This window comes from Geodermatophilus aquaeductus (assembly GCF_900182545.1).
GTDB lineage: Bacteria > Actinomycetota > Actinomycetes > Mycobacteriales > Geodermatophilaceae > Geodermatophilus > Geodermatophilus aquaeductus.
Map to the genome: position 1 here is coordinate 1 of NZ_FXTJ01000013.1, position 19,327 is coordinate 19,327.

Genomic DNA, 19,327 nt, shown 5'->3' on the forward strand with positions numbered 1-19,327 from the left:
CAGCTCCACTCCACGCCCGGAGGTCCTCCCGTCACAAGATCGGTCAGTCAGATCCTGTGGTCACACGTCCTCGACCAACGTCTCCGGTCAGTACACCTAGGAAGCAATCCCCCCGTCCGGACGGTCCGGACGGGGGCGGCCCTCCTGCAGGGACCCGCCGCGAGCTTGCGAGTGGCGGGGGGCAGGAGGGTCCTTCAGCTATGCCTTCGCCAGCTGCTCCCAGGTGGCGCGGCGGGTGGCCTGCTCGTCGGGGTCGGGCACGGGCAGCGAGGCCAGCAGCCGCTGCGTGTACGGGTGCTGCGGCGCGCCGAGCACCTGCTCGCCCGTGCCCTCCTCGACCAGCCGGCCGCGGTAGAGGACGGCGATCCGGTCGGCCAGCAGGTCGACGACGGCGAGGTCGTGGCTGATGAACAGCGCCGCGAAGCCGAACTCGCGCTGGATCTCGTCGAACAGCTCCAGCACCCGGGCCTGCACCGACACGTCGAGGGCCGACGTCGGCTCGTCGGCGATCAGCAGCTCCGGCCCCAGTGCCAGCGCCCGCGCGAGGCTGGCCCGCTGGCGCTGCCCGCCGGAGAGCTCGTGCGGGAAGCGGTCGCCGAACGCGCGCGGCAGCTGGACCGCCTCGAGCAGCTCGTCGACCCTGCCGCGGGCCTCGTGGGCGTCACCGGCGCGGCGGTGGACCACCAGCGGCTCGGCCACGGCCTCCGCCACGGTCAGCAGCGGGTTGAAGCTCGACGCCGGGTCCTGGAAGACGAACCCGATCCGCTCGCGCACCGGCCGGAAGCGCTTCTCCTTGACCCCGTTCATCTCGGTACCGAGCACCGACAGCGACCCGCCGGTCACCTTCGTCAGGCCCGCGATGGCCCGGCCGATCGTCGTCTTGCCGCTGCCGCTCTCCCCGACCAGGCCGAGCACCTCGCCCGGCCGGATGCCGAAGCTCACGCCGTCGACGGCGACGAAGTCCGGCTGGCGCAGCCGGCCGGGGTAGACGATCCGCAGGTCGCGGGCCTCGACCACCGGTGCCCCGGTCTCCCAGCCCTCCGGGCGGGCGGCCGCCCGCTCGGCGGTGCGCACCCGGCCCGTGCCCAGCCGCGGCACCGAGCCGAGCAGCTGGCGGGTGTAGTCCTCGCGCGGGTTCGAGAACAGCGTCCGGACGTCGGCCTGCTCGACCAGCCGGCCCTGGTACATGACCGCGACCCGGTCGGCGAGGTCGGCGACGACGCCCATGTTGTGGGTGATCAGCACGATCGCCGCGCCGAACTCGTCGCGGCAGCGGCGCAGCAGGTCGAGGATCTCGGCCTGCACGGTCACGTCGAGGGCCGTCGTCGGCTCGTCGGCGATGATGACGCCGGGGTCGAGGACGAGCGCCTGCGCGATGACGATGCGCTGCTTCTGCCCGCCGGAGAACTGGTGCGGATAGTGGTCGACCCGCTTCTCCGGCTCCGGGATCCCCACCCGGCGGAGCACGTCGACGGCCTTGGCCCGGGCCTCCTTGCGGCTGAGCCGCCCGTGCGCGCGCAGGCCCTCGGCGATCTGCCAGCCGACCGGGTAGACGGGGTTCAGCGAGGTCGAGGGCTCCTGGAACACCATCGCCGCATCCCGGCCGCGCACCTCCCCGAGCCCGGACCGCGACAGCGTGACGACGTCGTGCTCCGCGGTGCCGTCCTTGCGGGTGAGCAGCACGGCGCCGCGCGTGACCGCCGTCTCGGGGAGCAGCCCGAGGATGCTGCGGGCGGTCACGGTCTTGCCGCTGCCGCTCTCCCCCACGATCGCCAGCACCTCGCCGGCGGCCACCGACAGGCTCACGTCCTGCACCGCGGTGACGTCGCCGCCATCGGTGGCGAAGGTGACCGACAGGTCCCGGATGTCGACGACGGCGTCCCCGCCCGTGGACAGGTGCGTGCTCACCGGACCTCCTCGATGCCGGCCAGGCCGGCCGGACCGGCGCCGAGCGGACCGCCCGGCACCACGGACACCTCGCCGGTCTGCCCGGACTCGGCGGCCCGGCGGCTGCGCAGCCGCGGGTCGGCCAGGTCGTTGAGGCTCTCGCCGACGAGGGTCAGGCCCAGGACCACCAGGACGATGGCCAGGCCGGGGAACACCGACGTCCACCAGATCCCACTGGTGACGTCGGAGAGCGCGCGGTTGAGGTCGAAACCCCACTCGGCGGCGGCAGTGGGCTCGATGCCGAAGCCGAGGAAGCCCAGCCCGGCGAGCGTGAGGATCGCCTCCGACGCGTTCAGCGTGAGGATCAGCGGCAGCGTGCGGGTGGCGTTGCGCAGCACGTGCCGCGTCATGATCCGCCAGTGGCTCGCGCCGATGACCTTGGCCGACTCGACGTAGGCCTCGGACTTGATCCGCACCGTCTCCGCCCGGATCACGCGGAAGTACTGCGGGATGAAGATGACGGTGATCGAGATGCTCGCGGCCATGATGCCGCCCCACAGGCTGGACTGGCCGCCGCTCAGGACGATCGCCACCACGATGGCCAGCAGCAGGGACGGGAAGGCGTAGACCGCGTCGCAGACGACGACCAGCACGCGGTCGACCCACCCGCCGAAGTACCCCGACACCAGGCCGATCAGCACGCCGGCGAACAGCGAGAGCACCACCGCCACGACGATGACCAGCAGCGCCGTGCGGGTGCCGTAGATGACGCGGGAGAGCACGTCGTACCCGCCGACGGTGGTGCCGAGCAGGTGCTCGCTCGACGGTCGCTGCTGCGCCCCGAACGGCCCGTCGGCGTCGCGCAGCTGGTTGAAGTCGTAGGGCGCGAGCACGTCGGCGAGCGCCGCGGTGAGCAGGAAGACGGCGGCGAGCACCAGCCCGGCCACGAGCATGCCGCGCTGCAGCCCGACGCTCTGCCGCAGCTGGCGGACGACCGGCAGCCCGCGCTTGCGTCGCGCCGGAGCCGGCGCGGCCGGGCTGGACGGGGTGGACGAGGCGGACGTCGCGGTGGCCATCAGTACCTCACCCGGGGGTCGATCAGGGCGGCGATCACGTCGACGACGAAGTTGGTGACCGCGACGACGACGGCCAGCAGGACGACCATCCCCTGGACGGCGACGAAGTCGCGGGCCTGCAGGTACTCCGAGAGCTGGAAGCCCAGTCCCCGCCACTCGAAGGTGGTCTCGGTGAGGACCGCCCCGCCGAGCAGGAGCGCGATCTGCAGGCCCATCACCGTGACGATGGGGACCAGCGCCGGCCGGTAGGCGTGCTTGCGCAGCAGCCGCCGCTCGCCGACGCCGCGGGAGCGGGCCGCCTCCACGTAGCCCATGCCGAGCGTGCCGATGACGTTGGTGCGCACCAGGCGCAGGAAGACGCCGGCGGTGAGCAGCCCGAGCGCGAGGGCGGGGAGGACGGCGTGCTCGAGCACGTCCCGCACCACCTCGCCGTTGCCGGTGCGGATCGCGTCGACCAGGTAGATGCCCGTGGGGTTGTCGACGCTGGTCTGGATGATGATCTCGCTGCGCGTGGAGGCCCGGCCGTTGGCGGGCAGCCAGCCCAGCCCGCTGGAGAACACCAGCTTGAGCAGCATGCCGGCGAAGAAGACCGGGGTGGCGTAGCAGAGGATCGCGAAGACCCGCAGGACCGCGTCGGGCCAGCGGTCGCGCGCGTAGGCGGCGAAGCGGCCCAGCGGGATCCCGATCACGAACGCGACGACCAGCGCGTAGAAGGCCAGCTCGAGCGTCGCGGTGCCGAACGTGGTGAGCACGTCGAGGACGGGCCGCCGGTCCGACAGCGTGGTGCCGAAGTCGCCGCTCAGGATCTGGCCCAGGTACTCGACGTACTGGACGACGACCGGCCGGTCGTACCCGGCCTCGCGGACGCGCGCGGCGAGCTCGGCGGCGGGCAGCCGGCCGCCCAGCGCGGCGGTGATGGGGTCACCGGTCGAGCGCATGAGGAAGAAGACCGTCGTCACGAGGACGAACACGGTGGGGAAGATCAGCAGGAACCGGATCAGGAGGTAGCTGCCGAGTCCCCCGCCGCCGCGGCGCCGGCGGCCGCCGGCGGGGGCGGCGTCGGCCTCGGGGCCGCTGCCGGTCAGCTCGGTCGTGGTGGTGGTCGTCATGTCTCCTGCTCGGTCGGTGCCCGCGCGGTCCCGGCGCCGGGTCACGATCCCAGGGTCCTGCACACGGGTCGGCCCCGGGTGGCCTCCGTTCGGGAGGTCACCCGGGGCCGGGGTCGGACGGGTCCTTCGTCAGCCGCGGGACAGGGCCCCGTAGCGGAACTTGAAGGACGCGTCGAGGGTGTCCTCGGCGCCGGTCACACCGGTGCGGACGACGGCCACCTGGGCACCCTGCAGGTAGGGCACCGTCGACAGGTCGGCGGCGACGAGCTGCTGGATCTGCTCGATCAGCGCCTGCCGGGCCGCCGGGTCCGGCGTGCTGGCCTGCTGCAGGATCAGGTCGTTGACCTGCTGGTTGCTGTAGTGGTTGCCGAGGAAGTTCTCCGTGAGGAAGAACGGCGTCAGGTACGTGTCGGCGTCGGAGTAGTCCGGGAACCAGCCGAGCTGGTAGGCCGGGTACACGTCGGCGGTGCGCTGCTCGGAGTACTGCGTCCACTCGGTGGTCTGCAGGTCCACCTGGAACAGGCCGGTCGACTCGAGCTGGTCCTTGATGAGCGCGTACTCGTCACCGGAGCTCGGGCCGTAGTGGTCGTTGGAGTACTGCAGCGAGAGCTGGACCGGGGTCTGCACGCCGGCCGCCTGCAGCGCCTGCGCGGCCTTGTCGGCGTCGGGGCCGCCCTGGCCGTCGCCGTAGAGGTCCTGCAGCGGCGTGATGGCGCCGGTCAGGCCCTCGGGGACGTAGGAGTACAGCGGGGTGTAGGTCCCGCGGTAGACCTGGTCGGCCAGCTCCTGCCGGTCGATCAGGTGGGCGACCGCCTGGCGGACGGCCAGCGCCTTGGCCGGGTCGGCCTCGGGCGTGGTCGCGCCGTAGGGCTGGGTGTTGAAGTTGAACGTGATGTAGCGGATCTCGCCGCCGGGGCCGTCGACGACCTCGACGTCCTCGTTACCGCGCAGGTCGTCGATGTCGGCAGCGGTCAGGCTGCGGAAGGCGACGTCGACCGCGCCCTCCTCGATGTCGAGCTTCAGGTTCGACGCCTCGGCGTAGTACCGGACGTTGATCGCGCTGGTCGCAGGCTGACCGAGGAGGCCCTGGTAGTCGGGGTTGGCCTCGTAGGACACCAGGTCGTTCTGCTCGTAGCTGGTGATCGTGTAGGGGCCGGCGAAGGCGTTGGCGTCGACGATCTCCTGGTCCGGGGTCAGCGCCTCGGGGTCGAAGACCTCCTCGTCGATGATCGGGCCCACGTTCGAGGTCAGGATCTGCGGGAAGATCTGGTCGTCGGGGTTGGTCAGGTTGAACACGACCGTGGTGTCGTCGGGGGCGTCGACACTGGCCAGGTTGTAGAGCAGCGACGCCGGGCCGTTGGGGTCGTTGATGGCGACCATCCGGTCGAAGCTGAACTTGACGTCCGACGAGGTGAGCTCGTGGCCGTTGGCGAAGGTCAGCCCGTCCTTGAGCGTGACGGTGTACTGCGTGGGCGAGGTGAACTCGGCCGTCTCGGCGATGTCGGGCTCCGGCTCCGGGCTGCCCAGCGGCGTGTTCAGCAGGAACGGGTAGACCTGGTTCATCACGGTGAAGGAACCGTTGTCGTAGGAGCCCGCGGGGTCCAGCGTGACGATCCGGTCGGTGGTGCCGATGATCAGCGCGTCGCCGTCACCGCCACCCCCACCCGATCCGCCGTCGTCGCCGCCGCCGCACGCGGTCAGGGCGAGCGCCGTCACGGCGATGCCGGCGGTGGCCGCGCGCACGCGCCGGCCGGGGGTCCCTACGGGAGTCATGCGCTACCTCGTTCTCGGTGCGCGGCCGCGCGGCGCCTCGTGGGCGCCGTCGAGCGGGCCGCCAGGGCCTGGGGCTGCACATGGGTAGCACACGTCTCTCAGCGCTCAGAGACCTCGTGCACGGGCGTTACCCGACCGTGACGCCACCTCCCGGCCACCCGGGCGTCACCCTCGGGCCGCGTCCCTAGGCGTCGATGCGGCGGCGGCCCTCGAACGCGCGGCCCAGGGTGATCTCGTCGGCGTACTCGAGGTCGCCGCCCACCGGGAGCCCGCTGGCCAGGCGCGAGACGGCGAGCCCGAGCGGGCCGACCAGCCGGGCCAGGTAGGCCGCGGTGGCCTCGCCCTCGAGGTTGGGGTCGGTGGCGATGATCAGCTCGGTGACGCTGCCGTCCATGAGCCGGGTCATCAGCTCCTTGACCCGCAGGTCGTCGGGGCCGACGCCCTCGATCGGGCTGATCGCGCCGCCGAGGACGTGGTAGCGGCCGCGGAACTCCCGCGTCCGCTCGATCGCGACGACGTCCTTGGGCTCCTCGACGACGCAGATGACGTCGTCGGAGCGGCGCGGGTCCTTGCAGATCCGGCACTGCTCACCCTCGGCGACGTTGTAGCAGGTGACGCAGAAGCGGACCTCGGCCTGCACGCGCTGCAGGGCGGCGACCAGCCGGCCCACGTCGGCCGACTCGGCGGCCAGCAGGTGGAAGGCGATGCGCTGGGCGCTCTTGGGCCCGACGCCGGGCAGGCGCCCGAGCTCGTCGATGAGGTCCTGGACGGCACCCTCGTACACGGTTGTCCTCTGAGGAGTAAGGGGGAGGTGGGCGCCGGTCAGGCGCCGGGCAGCCCGGGGAAGCCGCCGCCGAGCCCACCGGCCAGCGGGCCCATGCGGTCGGCGGTCAGCTCGCCGGCCATGCGCGACGCGTCGCGGACGGCCGCGACGACGAGGTCCTGCAGGGTCTCGACGTCGTCGGGGTCGACGGCCGCCGGCGCGATGGTGACCGCCTGCAGCTCACCGTCGCCGGTCATCGTGGCCGTGACGAGGCCGCCGCCGGCCGAGCCGGTGACCTCCTCGGAGGCGAGCTGCTCCTGCGCGGCGGCGAGGGCCTGCTGCATCTGCTGGGCCTGCTGCAGGATCGCCGACAGGTCGGGCTGGCCACCACCGGGGAACATGCACCGAGCGTATGCCGCCGCTCCGACATCCGGGGGACGGCGAGCGGCACCGGCGCGGTCAGGACTCGACCGGCCGGGCCCCCAGCTGGGCGCGGAGCAGGGCCAGCGCCGCCTGCTCCGGGTCGACGGCGGGCTCCCGGTCGCGGGCGGGGTCGTCGGCCTCGGCCGCCCGCTGGGCCATGAGCTCGCGCGCCTCCGCGGCCTCGGCCGCCTGGGCGGCCTCCTGCGCCGCCTCGGGCGACGGTCCGCTCGCGCCTCCCCCGCGGGTCGCCCCCTCGACGACCGCCTCGACCTTCCACCGCACGCCGAGCAGCTCGTTGAGCGCCTCGCGCAGCACGTCCTTGTTGAGGTCGTCGCCGATCCGGCGGGCCAGCGCCGGGGACGAGGTGGACAGCGTGAGGACGCTGTTGCGCAGCTCGTGGACCTGGGCGTTCTTCAGCAGCGCCTCGGTGGTGCGCTTGTGCCGCTTGACGACGGCGAGCAGCTCGGGCCACACGCGCCGGACGTCGCCCGTGGTCAGCCCGCCCTCGCCGGCCCCAGCACTGCCGGCCGGGTCGGCGGACACCAGCGGGGTCGGCTCGCCGCCGCGCGGGGCGGGCGTGGACTCGGCCGCGGCCCGCGGCGGTGCCGCCGGCGGCCGCGGCTCGGCGACGCGGGCCGCCGCGGCACGGGCGGCCGCGGGCTCGGCCGGGTGCGGCCAGTCCTCGTCGTCGGTGGGCTCGGGCGGCAGCGGGATGTCGGGCTCCCCGCTGACCACGCGCGCGCCGGTCCGCGCGGCGGCCGGTGCGGGCGCCGGGCGCGGGGGCGCCGAGCCGGGCGCCGCGGTCTCCGGCCAGTCGTCGGAGGCCACCGCCGGGGCCGCCGAGGCCGCCGGAGCCGGCCGGGCCGCGCCGGAGCCGGGGCGCGTGGTCTCCGGCCAGTCGTCCCCGGCGGACGCCGGGGCCGCCGCGGCCGGAGCCGGGGTGGGCGGAGCGGTAGCCGCCGGCTGGGCGCTGCGCTGGGAGGGCCGGACGTACTCGCGCCGCGCGGCAGCGCCGCGGTCGGCGGCCGCGGGCGCCTCGCGGGTGGGCTCGGGCCGGGCCGGCGCGGGCTCGGAACGGGCGGGCTCGGCGCGGGCAGGCTCGGCGCGGGCGGGCTCCGGGCGGGCGGGCTCGCGGACCGGCGCCGCCGAGGCGGCCGCGGGACCGGCACCCGCCTCCGGGACCCCGCCGATCGCCAGCCGCCGCTCCAGGCGCTCCAGGCGCTGCAGCGCGCCGGTGCCGGCGTCGTCGTGGGCGGGCAGCAGCATGCGCGCGCAGACGAGCTCGAGCAGCAGCCGCGGCGCGGTGGTCCCGCGCATGTCGGTCAGCCCGGCGTGCACCGTGTCGGCCAGCCGCGACAGCGTCGCCGACCCCAGCGCCCTCGCCTGCTGGACCATGAGGTCGAGACGGTCGGGCGGGCAGTCGAGCAGGCCGTTGCCGCCGGCGTCGGGCACGGCGTCGAGGACGATGAGGTCGCGCAGCCGGTCGAGCAGGTCGGTGGCGAACCGGCGCGGGTCGTGCCCGGCCTCCACCACGCGGTCGACGGCGCGGAACACCCCGGGGGCGTCGGTGGCGGCGAGCGCGTCGATGGCCTCGTCGAGCAGCGCGTCGTCGGTGACGCCGAGCAGCCCCACGGCGCTGGCGTAGGTGACGCCCTCGGGCCCGGCGCCGGCCAGCAACTGGTCGAGGATCGACAGGGAGTCGCGCACCGAGCCGCCGCCGGCCCGCACGACCAGCGGGAACACCGTGGGCTCGACCTGCACGCCCTCGGCGGCGCAGGTCTTCTCCAGCAGGCCGCGCAGCGTCGTCGGCGGGACCAGGCGGAACGGGTAGTGGTGGGTGCGCGAGCGGATCGTCGGCAGCACCTTGTCCGGCTCGGTCGTGGCGAAGACGAAGACCAGGAACTCCGGCGGCTCCTCGACCACCTTGAGCAGGGCGTTGAAGCCCTGCGTGGTCACCATGTGCGCCTCGTCCACGATGTAGACCTTGTAGCGGCTGCTCACCGGCGCGAAGAACGCGCGCTCCCGCAGGTCACGGGCGTCGTCGACGCCGCCGTGGCTGGCCGCGTCGATCTCGATGACGTCGAGCGAGCCGGGGCCGTCGGGCGCCAGCGCCACGCACGAGCCGCACACCCCGCACGGGGTCGACGTCGGCCCCTGCTCGCAGTTGAGCGAGCGGGCCAGGATCCGCGCCGACGACGTCTTGCCGCAGCCGCGCGGTCCGCTGAAGAGGTAGGCGTGGTTGATCCGGCCGCCGTCGACGGCGTTGACCAGCGGGGTGGTCACGTGCTCCTGGCCGACCACCTCGGCGAAGGTCGCCGGGCGGTACTTCCGGTAGAGCGCCAGAGCCACGCGGCGAGGTTACGTGGCAGGGACGACGTCCCGGCAGCACCGGGACGCCGTCCGTGTCACATCACCAGCTTGAGCAGGAACTCGACCTGGCCGCGGTCCTCGACCCGGACGAAGCCCAGGTTGGGCGCGGCGATGCCGAAGTCGCTGAAGACCACCGGGATGGCGCCGGAGACGTCGACGCCCCCGGCCGTGCGGACGACGGCGAGGTCGGCCTGCACCTGCCGCGTCTGGCCGCGCAGGGTGAGGTCGCCGGTGACCGTGACCGTCACGGGGGTGCCCGACAGCTCGGGGAGGTCGACGGGCCCGCGGATGGTGAACGTCGCGGTCGGGTGGGTGCCGACGTCCATGACGTTGCCGCGGAAGTAGCTGTCCCGCTGGCCGCTGTCGGTGCTGATGCTGGCCACGTCGACGGTGACCTCACCGGTGCTCAGGTCGCCGTCGGCGATGACGACCGAGCCGCTGACCTGACCGGTGGTGCCGGCGACGGTCACGTCCGCGCCGTTGAGCACCTCGTCGACGCGGTAGCCGGCCGAGGACCCCGTCGTGACCGTCCACGTGCCGTCGGTGTCGTCGACCAGCTCGACGTCGGAGGGCTGCGCCTGCACGGTCGGCGCCGCGGCGGCGTCCTCCTGCGTCGCGGCGTAGAGCAGCGGGCCGATGCCGAGGCCGAGGGCCAGGACCGCGACGATCCCCCCGACGATCCACCAGAGACGACGGCGCGGCCTTGCCATGGGGAACCCCTCTCCTTGACGGTTCAAGGATGCTGACGCACCAACCTGGCAGTCAGCTGTGAGACGCGCCACGGCCCGGTGACGTTCCGGGGACAAGAAGGGACCCCCCGCGCACCCGCCAGAGCCCGCTTATCCTTGCTGCCTTCCGGCCCTGGGGAGGTTCACGGGGTGACGCCACACGAGGGGTCTGCCCACCACTGTAGAGGACGCCGGCCGCTAGCCTCCCCGACCATGGCCTCCCGGCGCGCCCTCGTCCTGCCCCCGCCCCGCTCCTGACCCGGAGCACCGCGGGCTGATCCGCGGCCGGCACCCGCCCGGCCGCCCCTGCGCCGTGCTCCGGACCCGCGTCCCCGTCCGGAACCAGCGCCCAGGAGCGTCGTGTCCACCCCCTCCTCCCCCGCGTCGAGTCGCGGGTTTCTCTTCGTCGTCCTCGCCTCGCTGTGCTGGGGCACCTCCGGCCTGTCCGGCCGCGTGATCTCCGACCGCAGCGACCTCTCCGCCCTCGACATCGCCTGGTACCGCCTCGCCATCGGCGCGGTGGCCCTCGCGGTCGCCTGGGGCGCGACCGCCCGGCGGCGGGGTCCCGCCGTCGCCGTGACCCGACCGGTCGCCGTGCGGCTCGTCCTCGTCGGCGTCGGGCTGGCCGCCTACCAGTTCGCCTACTTCACCGCGGTCGAGCGGGCGGGCGTGAGCATCGCCACGCTGGTCGCCCTCGGGCTGGCGCCGCTGCTCATCGCCGTCGGCGGCACCCTGCTTGGCTCCGGCCGGCCGGACGGGGCGACCCTGGCCGCCCTGACGGTCGCGCTCGTCGGGCTCGTCCTGCTCGTCGGCGTCTCCGCGGGCGCCGGCACCGGCACGGCGGTGCTGCTCGGCGCGCTCGTCGCCAGCGGCTCGGCCCTCGGCTACGCCGTCGTCACCCTGGCCGGCGGGGGCGTGCCGGCCGGCGTGCCCGTCACCCTCGCCGGCTTCGCGGGCGGCGCCCTTCTGCTCACCCCCGTGGTGCTGGCCGAGGGGATCTCCGTCCCGACCGACGGCGGCACGCTCGCCGTGCTGCTCTACCTGGGCCTGGTGCCCAGCGCACTGGCCTACGGCCTGTTCTTCACCGGCGTGCGGACGGTGCCGGGGGCGGTGGCCTCGATCGTCACGCTGCTCGAGCCGCTGACCGCGACCGTGCTGGCCACCGCGTTCCTCGGCGAGCGACTGGCGCCCGCGGCCGTGGCCGGTGGCCTGCTGCTGATGGCGGCCGTGGCCGGGCTGTACCTGCACCGGCTGCGGCGCGCACCGGAGCCGGTGGCCGGGGCCTGAACGCGCGGCGGGCCCCCGGCCGTCAGCCGGGGGCCCGTCGTCGTCCTGCGGAGGATGGGAGATTCGAACTCCCGAGGGGTTGCCCCCAACCCGCTTTCCAAGCGAGCGCCATAGGCCACTAGGCGAATCCTCCCGTGCCGGCGATCCTACCGGGCACCGGGGCGCGGGTCAGCCGACGCCCCGGGACCGCGTGCCGCCCCGGGTGGTCGGCACGGCCGGCACGGGGCAGGCTGGGCCGGTCGGGGAGCGCACGGGGGCACCGCATCGGGGCACCGCTCCGGGCACTGAGGAGGTAGGCGGATGAGCGAGCCGGTGCAGGTCCGACCGGAGGTCGTGGACGCCATCGCGGACGTCCTGCGCGGCGCCGACCCGGCGGGTCTCCCGCCCACCGCGACGGCGGAGGAGAAGGCGGCGGCCAAGGACCGCTACCTGTCGGAGTTCGCCGCGGAGCGCAGCAAGCGCGACCGGCAGACACAGGCCTGGGAGCTGCTGCTCACCCGCAGCTACGACGAGCCGCCCACGTGGTCCCGACTGTTCGACGACCTCGAGCCCGACGCGGTCCAGCAGCTCGGCGAGCTCTACGACGTCCTGCCCGAGGGGGCGCAGGAGGAGTACGCACGCCGCTACGGCGTCCCCAGCACGGTCTGATCTCCCCCGTGCCGCGAGGCCGCCGGTGGGGTAGGACTCGCCGGTGACCACGACCGTCCCGGGCCGCCTGGTGGCCGGCCGCTACCGCCTGCTGGAGCGCATCGGCGGCGGCGGCATGGGTGCGGTGTGGCTCGGGCGCGACGAGCTCCTCGACCGGCGGGTGGCCGTCAAGCAGGTCCTGCTGGCGGTCGGCGCCGACCCGGAGACGACCGACCAGCAGCGCCTGCGCGCCCTCCGCGAGGGCCGGATCGCCGCGCGGCTGAGCCATCCGCACGCCATCTCGGTCTACGACGTCGCGCTCGAACAGGGCGTGCCGTGGCTGGTGATGGAGTACCTGCCCTCCCGCAGCCTGGCCGCGGTGCTCGCCGAGGACGGGCCGCTGCGCACCGACCAGGCCGCGCAGGTCGGCGCCCAGCTCGCCGACGCGCTGGCCGCGGTGCACGCGGCCGGGATCGTGCACCGCGACGTCAAGCCGGCCAACGTGCTCATCGGCCGCGGCGACCGCGTCGACGGCCTCGTCAAGATCACCGACTTCGGCATCTCGCACGCCAGCGGGGACGTCACGCTCACCCAGACCGGCCAGATCACCGGGACGCCGGCCTTCCTCGCCCCCGAGGTCGCGCAGGGCAGCGAGATGACCCCCGCCAGCGACGTCTTCTCCCTCGGCGCCACGCTCTACACCTGCGTGGAGGCCGAGCCCCCGTTCGGCATGGACGACAACGCGCTGCGCCTGCTGCACCGGGTGGCCGGCGGGGAGATCCGCCCGCCCCGGCACGCCGGCTCGCTGGAGAAGCCGCTGCTGGGGATGCTCGCCCGCGACCCCGCCGAGCGGCCGGGGATGCCCGAGGTCCGCGACGTCCTGGCCAAGCTGGCCGCCGGCCGCGACGGCGACCCGACGACGGTGCTCCTCGCCCGCACCGACCTGCAGACCCCCCGCGGGCGCAACCGGACCGCCCGGTTCCCCGCCGAGTCGCAGCGCAGCGGCCCGCCGACCGCCGTGCAGCCCGCCGTGGCGGCCCCGGCGGAGGCGCCTCCGGACCCGCCTGCCACCCCGGAGCCGCCCGCGCCCGCCGCCGCACCCGCCGCCGCCGCCGCCGCCGCCGTCGCACCCGAGTCGTCGCCCGAGCCCCCAGGGCCGCCGTCCGGCCCGGAGCCCGAGCGGCCGCTGGTCGGTCCCCGCAGGCGGCACCGCGGCCCGCTGCTGGCGGCCGCGCTGGTGCTCCTGGTCGTACTGGCGGCCCTCGGCGGGTGGCTGGCCCTGCGCGACGGGGACGGCGCCACCCCGTCGGCCGACCCGACGGGGTCGGGGACGACCGGCGCTCCCACCTCGGAGAGCACGGACCCCACCACCGAGCCCGCGCCGACGTCGGAGGACACCGGCGGGCAGGCCCCGGAGCAGACCACCGGGGCGGCGCCGACGACGGAGGCTGAGGAGCCGCCGGCCGACCCCGCGACCGACCCGGCCACCGAGGCGCGGCAGACCCTCGAGCAGTACTACGAGTACCTGCCCGGCGACGCCGAGAGTGCCTACGCGATGACCGGGCCGACCCTGCAGTCGCGCGCGAGCTTCGACTACTACCGCGACTACTTCGGCCGCTGGGACGAGGTCTCCCTCCTCGACGTGCAGGACGTCGACGACCAGGGTGACCGCATCACCGCGACCAGCCAGGTGGAGTTCGTCCGCACCGGGGAGCGCCTGGTGGAGACGCACGCGGTGACCTTCGTCCGCGGCGAGGACGGCGGGCTGCTGGTCGACCTCGACGTCCTGGCCTGACCCGCACCCCGGACACGACGACGGCGGCGCCCCGGGATGGGACGCCGCCGTCGAGGACCGCTGGCGGTGGCGGTGGGATTTGAACCCACGGAGGCTTGCACCTCACACGCTTTCGAGGCGTGCTCCTTCGGCCGCTCGGACACGCCACCGCCGAAGAGACTACAGGCCCCTCTTCCGGCGGAAGAACGCGCGTAGGAGTGTCGCGCTCTCCTCCGCGCGGACGCCGCCGGTGACCTGCGGGCGGTGGTTGAGCCGGCGGTCGCGGACGACGTCCCACAGCGACCCGGCGGCCCCGGCCTTCGGGTCGTCGGCGCCGTAGACGACCCGGTCGACCCGGGCCAGCACGCTCGCGCCGGCGCACATCGTGCAGGGCTCCAGCGTGACGACGAGCGTCGCGCCGGTCAGCCGCCAGCCGTCGCCGTGCACCGCGGCGGCCGCGCGCAGGGCCAGCACCTCGGCGTGCGCGGTGGGGTCTCCCCGCTTCTCGCGCTCGTTGGCCGCCTCTGCCAGCACCGCGCCGCCGGGCCCCAAGACGACGGCGCCGATCGGGGTGTCGCCCCACTCCTGCGCGGCGGCGGCCAACTCGAGCGCGCGGACCATCGCCGCGTCGACGACGTCGTCCGGCAGGGAGTCCGGCGCGCTCACGCGCGGGCGTCGGCCAGGGGGAGGCCGACCAGCGCGGACAGCTCGGCCAGCGCCGCGGCGGGGTCGGCCACCTTGATCGTGTGCATGCCGAGCGCGCGGGCCGGCTTGAGGTTGATGCCCAGGTCGTCGAGGTAGGCGCAGTCGGCGAAGTCCAGGTCCCGGCCGGTGGCCTCGTTGAGCCGCGCCAGCGCCCGCCGGTAGATCTCCGGCTCGGGCTTGCGGATGCCCTCCAGCGAGGACTCGACGACGGCGTCGAACAGGTCGAGCAGCTCGGCCAGCCGCCCGGTGCGCTCCATCGGCGCGACGTTGTTCGACAGCATCCCCAGCGGCAGCCCGGCGGCCCGCAGCCTGCGCACCGCCTCCACCATCTCCGGGCGGACCTCCCCCGCCAGCGCGCCCAGCACCCGGCGCGCGTCGACCCGGTGGCCGGCGGCCAGCGCCTCGGCCTCGAAGGTGTCGACGAACCCCTCGACGTCGAGCTCGTTGCGCTCGTAGCGCGCCCAGGCGTTGGTGTCCGGGTTGGTGCTGTTGAGCCGCCGGATGAGCCCGTCGGGCAGCCCGGCCTCGGCCTCGTAGGCGGCGAAGGCCAGCATCGGGCTCTCGGTGATCACCCCGCCGAGGTCGAAGACGACGGCCGACGCGGTGGCGCTCATGCCCCCACCGCCGCGGCCAGCTCGTCGGCGAAGCCCAGCCGCGCGGCGATCCGCGCGACCATCTCGTCGGCCCACAGGTCGTCGGCGGTCACGATCGGCCGCAGGTCGTCCGCGGGCAGTCCGTCGTCGGCGAACACGTCCAGGTCCCCTCCCGGCCAGCCGGTCTCGTCGTCGTCGAAGGCGCCGTCCTCGTCGACGGCGATCCCGTAGCGCTCGACGACCTCCGCGCCGAGCACCCACTCCTGCATGGTGGCGTCGGAGATCAGGGCCCGGACCATGCCACCCGGGCCGTGCCGCAGCACCACGAAGTACAGCCGCGAGTCGACGACGACCACGAACGGCGGCGGCCACCCCTCCGCGCCCGGCTCGCCCAGCGCCCGCTCCAGCACCGGCAACTCGTCGGAGGCGTCGGCGGCCAGCAGCTGCACCCGCCACCCGCCGCCGCTGCGGCTGACCAGCACCGCCCAGCTCGGCGGCCACGTGCTCGCCGGCAGGGCCGGCTCGGGCGCGCTCACCGGACCCGCAGCACGGTCAGGCCGTCGGCCAGCGGCAGCAGCACCGTCTCGAACCGCGGGTCGGTGGCGAGCGCGGCGTTGAGCGCGACGAGCACGTGGTCCTCCTCGGAGACCGGCGCCAGCACCCGGCCGCTGCGCAGCGTGTTGTCGAGCAGGACCAGCCCGCCCGGCCGCATCCGCGGGTGCAGCTCCTCGACGTAGGCGGGGTAGCCGGCCTTGTCGGCGTCGACGAAGGCGAGGTCGAACACCGGCTCGACCGGGACCTCGCGGAGCAGGTCCAGCGCCTCGCCCAGGCGCAGCTCGACCCGGTCGGCGACGCCGGCCCGCTCCCAGTACCGGCGGGCGATCGCCGTCCACTCCTCGCTGCGGTCCAGGCACAGCAGCCGGCCGCCGTCGACCATCCCGCGCGCGATGCACAGCGCGGAGAAGCCGGTGAACGTGCCGATCTCGACCGCCCGCCGGACGCCGAGCGCGGCGGTGAGCAGCTGCATGAGCACGCCCTGCTCGACCGCGATCTGGAAGGTGGCCGGGACCTCCCCGCGGTCGGCGAGCCCGGCGGTCTCGGCCACGAGGGCGGCGGCCACCTCGTCCAGCGGCTCGGAGCTGGCGCGCACGTAGTCGGAGACCTCCTGGGTGAGGAGGAACGACCGCGGCGTCACGGCGTGTCCGGAGACGGGGAGGCGGAGGCCATAGCCTCTGATCATGGCCGATCCCGCACCCGACGACGGAGCCGAGGTCGACCCCGCGCTGTTCGACCGCCTGGCGGCCGACCCGCTCGCCGCGCTCCTGGGCATCGAGCTGGAGCAGGTCCGGCCCGGCTACGCCCGCGCGGGCATGACCGTGGGTCCCCGCCTGCTCAACGCCGTCGGCACCGCGCACGGCGGCGCGACCATGGCGCTGCTCGACGTCGTCCACGCGGCGGTGAGCAACAGCCACGGCACGGTGGCCGTCGCCCAGGACGTGCACACCGAGTTCCTCACCGCCGGCCGGCCCGGCGAGCGGCTGGTCGCCGAGGGCACCGAGCTGCACCGCGGCCGCCGCACCGCCGTCTACCGCATCGACGCCCGCGGTGACGACGGCCGGCTGGTGGCCACCGCGCTGGCCCGCGTCTTCCGCACCGAGCAGCCCTGGGGGCCGGCGTGAGCCTCCCCGTCCCCACCATGCCGAAGCCGCCGGTCGGGGTGGTGGGCCTCGGCCAGCTCGGCGGGTCACTGGCCGCCGCGCTGGTGGCCGCCGGCCGCGAGGTGTCCGGGTGGGACGTCGACCCGGCCGCGCGCGAGGCGGCCGCGGCGCGCGGCGTGCGCGTCACACAGGAACTGGGCGGCGTCGTCGTCCTGGCCGTGCCGCTGCCGGCGATGGCCGGCGCGCTCGACGGTCTCGACGTCGACCCCGACGCCACGGTCACCGACCTCGGCTCGGTGAAGGTCCCCGTGCTCGCCTCGGTGGGCGCGGCGCTGGGCGGCCGGTTCGTGGGCGGGCACCCGATGGCCGGGACCGAGCGGTCCGGCCACGGCGCCACCGACCCCGGCCTGTTCCGCGGCGCGCGGTGGGCGCTGTGCCTGGAGCCGGGCACCGACCTGCGCCGCTGGCTGCGGGCCGCGGAGGTGGCCCTCGACGCCGGTGCCGAGGTGGTGCCGGTGACCGCCACCGAGCACGACGACGCCGTCGCAGCCATCAGCCACGTGCCGCACCTGCTCGCCGCGGCGCTGGCCGCGGCGGCCGGCGAGGCAGGGCCGCTGGCGCTCGCCCTGGCGGCCGGCAGCTTCCGCGACGGCACGCGGGTGGCCGGCAGCGACCCGGCGTTCGTCATCGCGATGGTCGAGGGCAACGCCGGGCCGACGGCGGCCGCGCTCGCCCGCGTGCGCGCGCAGCTGGACCGGCCCTGGCCCGACCTCGTCGCCGCCGGCCACGCCGTGCGGACCGCCGACCCCGGCCGGCGGGTGGTCCGGGTGCCGCTGGACCGGGCGGCGCTGCTCGCGCTGGGCCGGACCGGCGGTGCGGTCACCCAGCGGCTGGCCGCCTTCGTCGAGGGCTGGGTGCCCGGCCGCTGACCGTTTCGCCTCCGCCGCGCCGGGCAGGGAGCCCCCCATGGACGACAGCGAGATCCGCAGCCGCATCGACGCGCTGGTCGAGGAGGAGCACCGCCTCCGCGAGAGCTCGGAGCACACCGAGGAGCAGCGCGCCCGGCTCCGGCAGATCGAGGAGGAGCGGGACCAGCTGTGGGACCTCATCCGCCAGCGGGACGCCAAGCGGCAGTACGACGAGGACCCCGACAGCGCGCAGGTGCGCCCGAGGTCGGAGGTCGAGGGCTACCTCCAGTAGAAGGACCCCCTGCCCCCCACCGCTCGCAGGCTCGCGGCGGGGCCCTGCAGGGGGCCGCTGGAAGAGGTCGCTCCGCGGCCTCCCTCCTGGGGTCCCTAGGCGGAGTCGCGGACCGGCCGCCGGTGCCCGGCGTCGTGGTGGCCGGTGCCCAGCAGGGCCAGCTGCCACAGCAGCCGGGCCCGGGGGTCGGTGAGCTTGCGGCCGGTCACCGACTCGATCCGTCGCAGCCGGTGCATGACCGTGTTGCGGTGGCAGTAGAGGAGGTCGGCGGCGCGGGTGGGTGAGGCGTCGGCGTCGAGGAACGCCGACAGCGTCTCCAGCAGCACCTCGCGCTCGTCCCCGGGCAGCTCGAGCAGCCGGCCCAGGGTCTGGCTCACCAGCCGGGACAGGATCTCCGGCGAGTTGCTCAGCAGCGCCTCGGGCAGCCGGTCGTCGATGGTCACCACCCGCGCGACGCCGTCGGGCAGGGTGCGCGCAGCGGTCTCGGCCAGCCGGTAGGCGCCGGCCACGGCCGCCGCGCCCTCCACCACCGAGGACACCCCCACCGGGCCGGATGCGACGGCGCCCAGCCAGGACAGCAGCTCCGGCAACCGCCGGCTGCCGAGCCCGACCACGCCCACCGCGGCCTGCGACCGGGTGCCCCACGCCGACCGGATGCCGCGCTTGAGCAGCGCGGCCGCCGGGTCCAGCGGCTCGTCCCCCTCGTCGCGCACCGGGGCGACGGCGACGGCGAGCCGGCCCGCCAGCGGCACCGACAGCAGGTCGGCGGCGGTGCGCGCGAAGGCGGGGTCGCCGCCGCGGCCGTCGAGCAGCCCGTCGAGCAGCCGCTGCCGCTCGACGGCGTCGAGACCCGAGCGGCGCCGCTCCTCGGCCCGGTAGCCCTCCGCGGCGGCGCTGCACCCGCGGTCGTTGGTGCGCCACAGCGAGCCGGCGACCTCGAGCAGCAGGCCGTCGTCGTGCCGGTCACCCTGGCGGGACAGCGCGACGAGCGCCTCCCAGGTGATCTGCCCGCCGAGCCGGTAGGCGCGCAGCACGGCCTCCAGCGGGATGCCCTGGGCGGCCCGGAGGCGGCCGACGGCGCGGGCACCCTCGGCGTGGCTCTGGTGGTAGGCGGCGGGCACGTCGGGCAGCAGCCCGCGGACGCCGACCTCGAGGTTGCGCCGCAGCGTGGCACGCATCTGCGGGTCGCCCCCGGACATGGCCTCGCGGTAGGCCGGCTCGGTCTCGACCAGGATCTCCACCATCCGGTCGGTCATCTCGTCGAGCCGGTCCAGCAGCACCGGCACGAGTTCAGCCAGGCGCTCCTCGACCCCCCAGGGGGCAGTCCGCACGCGCTCACCTCCGGTGTTCATCG

19 protein-coding genes, 2 tRNA genes and 1 other RNA gene are annotated in these 19,327 nt (G+C 75.2%); 6 read left to right on the top strand and 16 right to left on the bottom strand.

The features are described 5' to 3' along the window. Positions 1–198: 198 nt before the first annotated feature. From FN207_RS22415 to ffs, 9 genes are all read right to left on the bottom strand, one after another. A complete protein-coding gene (locus FN207_RS22415; protein WP_246066277.1) occupies positions 199–1,908 on the bottom strand; it encodes a dipeptide ABC transporter ATP-binding protein in 1,710 nt (569 codons plus the stop codon). Then, complete coding sequence (locus FN207_RS22420; RefSeq protein WP_142460677.1) at positions 1,905–2,963, bottom strand: ABC transporter permease; 1,059 nt, start codon at positions 2,961–2,963, stop codon at positions 1,905–1,907. Before FN207_RS22420 ends, FN207_RS22415 begins: the two co-directional genes overlap by 4 nt. Continuing rightward, a complete protein-coding gene (locus FN207_RS22425; protein WP_142460678.1) occupies positions 2,963–4,072 on the bottom strand; it encodes an ABC transporter permease in 1,110 nt (369 codons plus the stop codon). Before FN207_RS22425 ends, FN207_RS22420 begins: the two co-directional genes overlap by 1 nt. 129 nt (positions 4,073–4,201) lie before the next feature. Continuing rightward, positions 4,202–5,845, bottom strand: a complete 1,644-nt coding sequence (locus FN207_RS22430) for an ABC transporter substrate-binding protein (RefSeq protein ID WP_142460679.1) — start codon at positions 5,843–5,845, stop codon at positions 4,202–4,204. A 184-nt stretch (positions 5,846–6,029) separates the two neighbouring features. After that, a complete protein-coding gene (gene recR, locus FN207_RS22435; protein ID WP_142460680.1) occupies positions 6,030–6,629 on the bottom strand; it encodes a recombination mediator RecR in 600 nt (199 codons plus the stop codon). Positions 6,630–6,667: 38 nt separating this feature from the next. Further along, on the bottom strand, positions 6,668–7,009 hold the full coding sequence (locus FN207_RS22440) for a YbaB/EbfC family nucleoid-associated protein (protein ID WP_142460681.1): 342 nt from the start codon (positions 7,007–7,009) through the stop codon (positions 6,668–6,670). 58 nt (positions 7,010–7,067) lie between these two features. After that, positions 7,068–9,380 carry a DNA polymerase III subunit gamma and tau gene (locus tag FN207_RS22445; RefSeq protein WP_142460682.1) on the bottom strand — a complete coding sequence of 771 codons (2,313 nt, stop codon included), beginning with the start codon at positions 9,378–9,380 and terminating at the stop codon, positions 7,068–7,070. A 56-nt stretch (positions 9,381–9,436) separates the two neighbouring features. Beyond that, a complete protein-coding gene (locus FN207_RS22450; RefSeq protein ID WP_142460683.1) occupies positions 9,437–10,111 on the bottom strand; it encodes a YceI family protein in 675 nt (224 codons plus the stop codon). A gap of 95 nt (positions 10,112–10,206) precedes the next feature. Beyond that, positions 10,207–10,302: signal recognition particle sRNA small type (gene ffs, locus FN207_RS22455), an RNA gene on the bottom strand. Between the two features lie 187 nt (positions 10,303–10,489). Here ffs and FN207_RS22460 point away from each other — a divergent pair. Beyond that, positions 10,490–11,416, top strand: coding sequence for a DMT family transporter (locus FN207_RS22460; RefSeq protein ID WP_142460684.1), 927 nt, complete (start codon positions 10,490–10,492; stop codon positions 11,414–11,416). A gap of 48 nt (positions 11,417–11,464) precedes the next feature. Here the strand turns inward: FN207_RS22460 and FN207_RS22465 are convergent. After that, positions 11,465–11,549: transfer RNA gene (locus tag FN207_RS22465), tRNA-Ser, on the bottom strand. A gap of 167 nt (positions 11,550–11,716) precedes the next feature. Here FN207_RS22465 and FN207_RS22470 point away from each other — a divergent pair. Together FN207_RS22470 and FN207_RS22475 are read left to right on the top strand one after the other, a co-directional pair. Then, the gene (locus FN207_RS22470; RefSeq protein WP_110908316.1) at positions 11,717–12,064 is read left to right on the top strand and encodes a hypothetical protein; all 348 of its coding nucleotides are present in this window, start codon (positions 11,717–11,719) and stop codon (positions 12,062–12,064) included. Positions 12,065–12,107: 43 nt separating this feature from the next. Further along, positions 12,108–13,838 carry a serine/threonine-protein kinase gene (locus tag FN207_RS22475; protein ID WP_221888361.1) on the top strand — a complete coding sequence of 577 codons (1,731 nt, stop codon included), beginning with the start codon at positions 12,108–12,110 and terminating at the stop codon, positions 13,836–13,838. Between the two features lie 61 nt (positions 13,839–13,899). Here FN207_RS22475 and FN207_RS22480 read toward each other — a convergent pair. The 5 genes from FN207_RS22480 to FN207_RS22500 all read right to left on the bottom strand — a co-directional run bounded on the left by FN207_RS22480 (position 13,900) and on the right by FN207_RS22500 (position 16,310). Beyond that, positions 13,900–13,987, bottom strand: a tRNA-Ser gene (locus tag FN207_RS22480). Between the two features lie 10 nt (positions 13,988–13,997). Continuing rightward, positions 13,998–14,483 (bottom strand): nucleoside deaminase, encoded by a 486-nt coding sequence (locus FN207_RS22485; protein ID WP_246066278.1) that lies wholly within the window; start codon positions 14,481–14,483, stop codon positions 13,998–14,000. Then, on the bottom strand, positions 14,480–15,136 hold the full coding sequence (locus tag FN207_RS22490; protein WP_142460685.1) for an HAD-IA family hydrolase: 657 nt from the start codon (positions 15,134–15,136) through the stop codon (positions 14,480–14,482). The genes FN207_RS22485 and FN207_RS22490 overlap by 4 nt, the downstream gene beginning before the upstream one ends. Continuing rightward, on the bottom strand, positions 15,133–15,651 hold the full coding sequence (locus FN207_RS22495; protein ID WP_246066279.1) for a tRNA adenosine deaminase-associated protein: 519 nt from the start codon (positions 15,649–15,651) through the stop codon (positions 15,133–15,135). Before FN207_RS22495 ends, FN207_RS22490 begins: the two co-directional genes overlap by 4 nt. After that, the gene (locus FN207_RS22500) at positions 15,648–16,310 is read right to left on the bottom strand and encodes an O-methyltransferase (protein WP_142460686.1); all 663 of its coding nucleotides are present in this window, start codon (positions 16,308–16,310) and stop codon (positions 15,648–15,650) included. The genes FN207_RS22495 and FN207_RS22500 overlap by 4 nt, the downstream gene beginning before the upstream one ends. Positions 16,311–16,353: 43 nt before the next feature. Between FN207_RS22500 and FN207_RS22505 the strand changes: the two genes are divergently transcribed. The 3 genes from FN207_RS22505 to FN207_RS22515 are packed head-to-tail and all read left to right on the top strand — an operon-like array spanning position 16,354 to position 17,973. Continuing rightward, positions 16,354–16,794: a PaaI family thioesterase gene (locus FN207_RS22505; RefSeq protein WP_142460687.1), complete on the top strand. Its 441-nt coding sequence runs from the start codon at positions 16,354–16,356 to the stop codon at positions 16,792–16,794. Then, on the top strand, positions 16,791–17,702 hold the full coding sequence (locus FN207_RS22510) for a prephenate dehydrogenase (RefSeq protein ID WP_246066280.1): 912 nt from the start codon (positions 16,791–16,793) through the stop codon (positions 17,700–17,702). Before FN207_RS22505 ends, FN207_RS22510 begins: the two co-directional genes overlap by 4 nt. 37 nt (positions 17,703–17,739) lie before the next feature. Beyond that, complete coding sequence (locus FN207_RS22515) at positions 17,740–17,973, top strand: DUF2630 family protein (RefSeq protein WP_142460688.1); 234 nt, start codon at positions 17,740–17,742, stop codon at positions 17,971–17,973. A 95-nt stretch (positions 17,974–18,068) separates the two neighbouring features. On the opposite strand, the gene FN207_RS22520 is transcribed toward FN207_RS22515, so the two are convergent. Beyond that, positions 18,069–19,304 (bottom strand): PucR family transcriptional regulator, encoded by a 1,236-nt coding sequence (locus tag FN207_RS22520; RefSeq protein ID WP_246066281.1) that lies wholly within the window; start codon positions 19,302–19,304, stop codon positions 18,069–18,071. Positions 19,305–19,327 lie beyond the last annotated feature (23 nt).